7 protein-coding genes and 2 tRNA genes are annotated in these 4,731 nt (G+C 35.5%); 2 read left to right on the forward strand and 7 right to left on the reverse strand.

Annotated elements, in window-relative coordinates; all coding sequences use genetic code 11:
• Positions 1-24 precede the first annotated feature (24 nt).
• Positions 25-98: transfer RNA gene (locus ACKI2P_RS07795), tRNA-Arg, on the forward strand.
• A gap of 55 nt (positions 99-153) precedes the next feature.
• Positions 154-227 (forward strand) — tRNA-Arg (locus ACKI2P_RS07800).
• Positions 228-239: 12 nt separating this feature from the next.
• Here ACKI2P_RS07800 and ACKI2P_RS07805 read toward each other — a convergent pair.
• From ACKI2P_RS07805 to ACKI2P_RS07835, 7 genes are all read right to left on the reverse strand, one after another.
• Positions 240-1,415, reverse strand: coding sequence for a TIGR00375 family protein (locus tag ACKI2P_RS07805; RefSeq protein ID WP_407376568.1), 1,176 nt, complete (start codon positions 1,413-1,415; stop codon positions 240-242).
• Positions 1,416-1,437: 22 nt separating this feature from the next.
• Positions 1,438-1,989 (reverse strand): DUF2112 family protein, encoded by a 552-nt coding sequence (locus ACKI2P_RS07810; protein ID WP_407376570.1) that lies wholly within the window; start codon positions 1,987-1,989, stop codon positions 1,438-1,440.
• Between the two features lie 30 nt (positions 1,990-2,019).
• Positions 2,020-2,790 (reverse strand): proteasome assembly chaperone family protein, encoded by a 771-nt coding sequence (locus ACKI2P_RS07815; RefSeq protein WP_407376572.1) that lies wholly within the window; start codon positions 2,788-2,790, stop codon positions 2,020-2,022.
• Positions 2,791-2,796: 6 nt separating this feature from the next.
• Positions 2,797-2,964, reverse strand: a complete 168-nt coding sequence (locus tag ACKI2P_RS07820; RefSeq protein ID WP_292751336.1) for an RNA-protein complex protein Nop10 — start codon at positions 2,962-2,964, stop codon at positions 2,797-2,799.
• A 6-nt stretch (positions 2,965-2,970) separates the two neighbouring features.
• The gene (locus ACKI2P_RS07825; protein WP_407376574.1) at positions 2,971-3,768 is read right to left on the reverse strand and encodes a translation initiation factor IF-2 subunit alpha; all 798 of its coding nucleotides are present in this window, start codon (positions 3,766-3,768) and stop codon (positions 2,971-2,973) included.
• Between the two features lie 63 nt (positions 3,769-3,831).
• Positions 3,832-4,011, reverse strand: coding sequence for a 30S ribosomal protein S27e (locus ACKI2P_RS07830; RefSeq protein WP_067044971.1), 180 nt, complete (start codon positions 4,009-4,011; stop codon positions 3,832-3,834).
• Between the two features lie 9 nt (positions 4,012-4,020).
• Entirely contained in the window at positions 4,021-4,299 is a 279-nt protein-coding gene (locus ACKI2P_RS07835; RefSeq protein ID WP_178786115.1) for a 50S ribosomal protein L44e, read from the reverse strand.
• Between the last annotated feature and the right edge of the window lie 432 nt (positions 4,300-4,731).

Consider the following 4,731-nt stretch of genomic DNA (forward strand, 5'->3'; position numbering starts at 1 on the left):
AAGTTATTATTGTTGTATATGTGGGGGCCCGTAGCCTAGCTGGATAGGGCGTCGGACTTCTAATCCGAAGGTCCCGGGTTCAAATCCCGGCGGGTCCGCTTAAATACAATCGACTTTTTTTCAGAAATTTTTCACGAAAATTAACATAATTATGGGCTTGTAGCCTAGTCTGGAAGGGCGTAAGACTCCTAATCTTAAGATCGAGGGTTCAAATCCCTCCAAGTCCGTATTTTAATTTTTTAAAAATTATCAAGAGTTAGTGTTTTTTCTTTTTCAGGCTTTTTGAATAGGATTTCACCGTATTTTCCTCCACCACCAGGAATAACCTCCAAAGTACCGTTTCTAAAGGCAGCAATAGCTAAGGAAACTTCAGAATCAACTTTTTTAATTTCATCTATTGGAGTGTTAATTAATACATCTATCTCAGTTTCAAAAGTATCAACCAATTTTTGCCAGATGTTTTGAACTGTTTTTGTTGTGACGCCTTTATCATATACCGTTGAAATGAGTTCGGCAAGAGGCATTAAATGGACATAATCCGGCCTGAAATCCGGGTGTTTGGGTTCACTGAAATCAGCTATTTCAGAAATTCTGAAATCAACACCCTTTTTAATTCTACCTCCGCAGTCACATTTCATTTTATTTTCTTTTGCAATTAACGGATCGACCAATTTATGGCACTTGGTGCATGCGGTCATATGATACTTTCCAAGGTTCGGAATAAGACCATAATTTGCTTTAACATCCCTGTTTTTTATTGCCTTTTTGATTGATGAAAATGAAATATCTTCAAGCTCGATTTGATTAAACTCCCTACCCAACCTGTGGGGCCATGGAGAGTGGGCATCGGAATTTGATAAAAAAACAAAATCCTTCAATTCACTTATTGTATCGGCCATAAATGTATCTGCCGAAAGACCAAGTTCAACAAAGTCCGGCTTTTTTTCATAACAGTCATAAATGCTTTCAAAAGACTTATACATTCCTGTCCAGGGAGTGAATGCATGTGCAGGACCGATTAAACAATCATAATCACGAACCAAATCTAAAAGCTCGGCCCCTCCCAGATGGGTTTTCGGACGGCCATCATGATGTTTGTTTTTTGAAGGCAACTTTTCGGACAGTTCCCTTGCGGCATCCATATCCGGAATAATAATCAAATGATGAATCTTATTTTTCCCCTCAACTTCACATGTCAATACAAAATCCATCCCATGAGACGTATAGATTCCATCACCCAAATATGATGTGCTTTCCTCAACGATATCAAGCCATTTCGGATGGAAAGCATCCCCTGTTCCCAAAAGCTGCAAACCTTTCAATTTGGATTTTGGAGCCATATTCTTTATCAGCATGTCCTTTGAGGATGCCATTGAAAAGCAACTGTGAACATGAAAATCAGCATTTACCAACATGGTTAATTGTTAGAAATTTTTATTATATGAACTTATCCAAAATCCTTTTAACATCAAAAACGGGCAATTTATCTTTTCTAGGTTTTAAATCAACTCCCAAATCATCAGGATTGGAATCCCCGTCAAGATTTTGTAAAAAAGAGTTTGTCTTATCAATCAGTGCGATAAGCTGTTCTTTATTTTTCGGAAATGCGAGTTTAAGTGTTGGAATATCCAAATCATTGACTATTTTGACTTCAAGGCTATGGGCATTGTTGCAGGCATTTCCACCAAACAGAATTAAATCATTTAACGAATTATACATTCGAGTATAATTTTTAGGCCTCCTCCCAAGGATGATTGCCGCATCGGCTTTCCGGATAACTTGTGAAAATAAAAAAAGCCTTCCCTGAATGCCTGACGGAAGTTCACTGGAGGCATATCTGTTAATCAGATTATCAAAACTAAACTCACCCTCGCAGATGCCCATATTGTCATATCGGGAAAAGTTTGAAGGTGACAAATAGGTGTGTCCGTTCTTTTCGATTAACGGAATGACAATCATCGAAGCGTCGGGAACGACTATAACATTCATAAAAAAAAGTAAAATAAAAATATATTGAAATTATCCAATATATCTTAAATCATCAGCATTTCCAGCATTAGCCTTATTAATCATATCCTGTTCCATTTGTTGAGCTTTGGCAATCATTTGTCTGGTTTCTTCAGCTCTTTCTTCTAATTTGTCAATGTTAATTTCAAAATTAAGAATTACGGACAGTTTGTTTAAAATAGCTTCGGCCGCTGGAGCATCAATAAAGTAACCTGGAGTTTCGCCCATAAGACAGGAACCGTAAATTCCTTGACGAACACCCAAACCTAAGAATAAACCGGAAGCACCGACAATTCCACCGTCATTGGCTCTAATTTCAATGTCGGCTTCTTTCAGTAATTCCACATTAGCTTCATCAGTAGCTGCTCCGAAAACTTTAGGATCTTCAGGAGCCTGACCTGTAACCATTCCTCCCAATGTGAAGATTCTGGTAATGTCATACTGTTTGACAAAGTCTAAAATTTCCTTACAGGTCAAATATTGACCTTCAGGGGATAATGATTGAGTATTTCCTACAAGAATAATCAAATCCAAGTTATCTTCACCAACATCTCTTAAGTAATATAGCTCATTTCTCATATTCTCAATTATTCCCTCATCTTTGACAATGACTTGAGGAGGAAATGTTGGAGAATAAATTTCCGCAAATTTGACAGCTCCCAATTCATCAATCATATGATCAGCAGCTAATTTACCCACATGGCCAAGACCAGGCAATGCTTCTATAAAAATAGGGTTGTTTAATTCAATGTCTTCCAAAACAGTTATTTCTGTAGTTTGCATACCCAATTACTCCTTCATTGATTCTTTTTTTAGTATACGTCTATATTTACCGTATTTATCCTCAACTGAAAATTTCGGAGGATAAATTACTTTAAGCTTGCCTCCGCATTTAGGGCAAGCATCTTTTAAAGTATAAATACCACATTCAGGACATTTATTCATTTTCATATTCATAAGAATCTAATTATCTAATTCTCTTAAAAATGAACCATTTCCTTCAGATTCTTCAACAACTGCAATGCATCTATCAGCAGCAGCTTTGAGTGCTTTTTCTGCTAATAAATAATCAGTAGATTTTACAGTAATCCTGTATCTTGGTGCTCCTACACATTGAACCTTGATTTCCTCTTCGTCATCACCATTGTCTTCAGCAGCCTTGAGTGCTGCAATGATGATTTCAACACCGTTAGGTACAAAAGTTTCAATGTCAACATATCCGCTGATGTGTACTTCAGGAGGAGTGATGTTTTTCTTAGCTACTTCAGTAATAGCATCCGCCCAATCTTGAGGGATTCCTTCTTCAGTAAGGGATTCTGCACCTTCATCAGAAGCGGTTTCAAATGCACCATAAACATCTCCGAAGATGTCCATAAGTTCATATCCCACTTCATCATAAGCTGTATCCAAATCTTTATCTAAGGATTTAGCAGCCAATTCTAAGAATTTTTCAGCTTTTTGCTCAATTTTCCAATGTTGGATTTTTTTAGTTCTTTGATCTTCACGGATTCTTTTCAAGGATGCGTCAACATGTCCTTTTTTAGGGTTTACTCTAAGAACACGGCAAACGATTTTTTGGTTTTCCCTTACGTGGTCTCTGATATTTTTAACCCAACCGGAAGATACTTCAGAAATATGAATAAAAGCTTCTTTGCCCTGATATTCTTCTAATTTAGCAAAAGCCCCATAATTAAGAACTTTGTAAACTGTACCTACAATAAGTTCTCCTTCATCAGGCCATTCTTGACTTTTTCTAACCATACTCTCACCAACATCAATAAAAATTATAAAAAAATAGTAAAAAATAAGTTGAAAACTAGGAATCTAGTTTAAAACTTTTTCAATATGTGCAGTAATTTTAGCTTTAGCACCACGGGATTTTACGAGTGTTTTACCACAGATAATACATTTTACGTCTGATGCTGCACGGTCAAAAATTACTTGCTCATTGTCACAATCTAAACATTTAACTTTTAAAAAGTTTCCTCTACCTTTACTAACCATGTTAATCACCTATTTAGCTACGAATTCAGGTTTTCCTGTTCTGAAAGATTGTTTGATGTGAGATTTACCACATTCTTTACATTTAAGTCTTAAGTCTAATTTTTTAACTGGTTTGTTTCCAGCAGGTAAAGGCCTTGGATAACCTCTGTACCCAGCAGTTACACGTCTGAATTGTCTTTGTCCCCAGGTTAATTCACTAGCTTTCCTTTTTTTAGCAGTGTGAACTTCATGCACTGTGTGTTTTTTACAATGAGGACAGTATGTTCTTTTTTCTTTTGGTATTTTCATTTTTTCACCTTAATACACTTTAAAGTGTTTAATTAATAAATCATTGGAAATCTATTCATAAATTTATCTAAATCGAGTTTATATCAAAAAACGTAGAGATCAAAACTGCATTGTAACGCATCAAGTCTACATACAGCAGAAATCCAAATTATATAAAATATAATTTTTTAGTATCACAAATAGATATGCAACTATTTCTGTTTTATAAGTTATATAAACTTAATGGAAATGAGACCCTCATTTAAAAAAAAAATTGGTGATTAGAAATTTTTTGATGAAATCTGGTTTTGAATTTGAACTACCTCAACTTATTGAAGTTGAGGATTCCTAGGTTTTTTATTATATATCGTTGGTTATTTGATATTATCCTAGGCTATCTCCCTCGTCCCATGGGTTCAGACAAAAATGTTAATGTTTTGCTTTTTTAAACTT

Source organism: Methanobrevibacter sp. (assembly GCF_045541095.1).
In the GTDB taxonomy this organism is placed as follows: Archaea; Methanobacteriota; Methanobacteria; order Methanobacteriales; family Methanobacteriaceae; genus Methanocatella.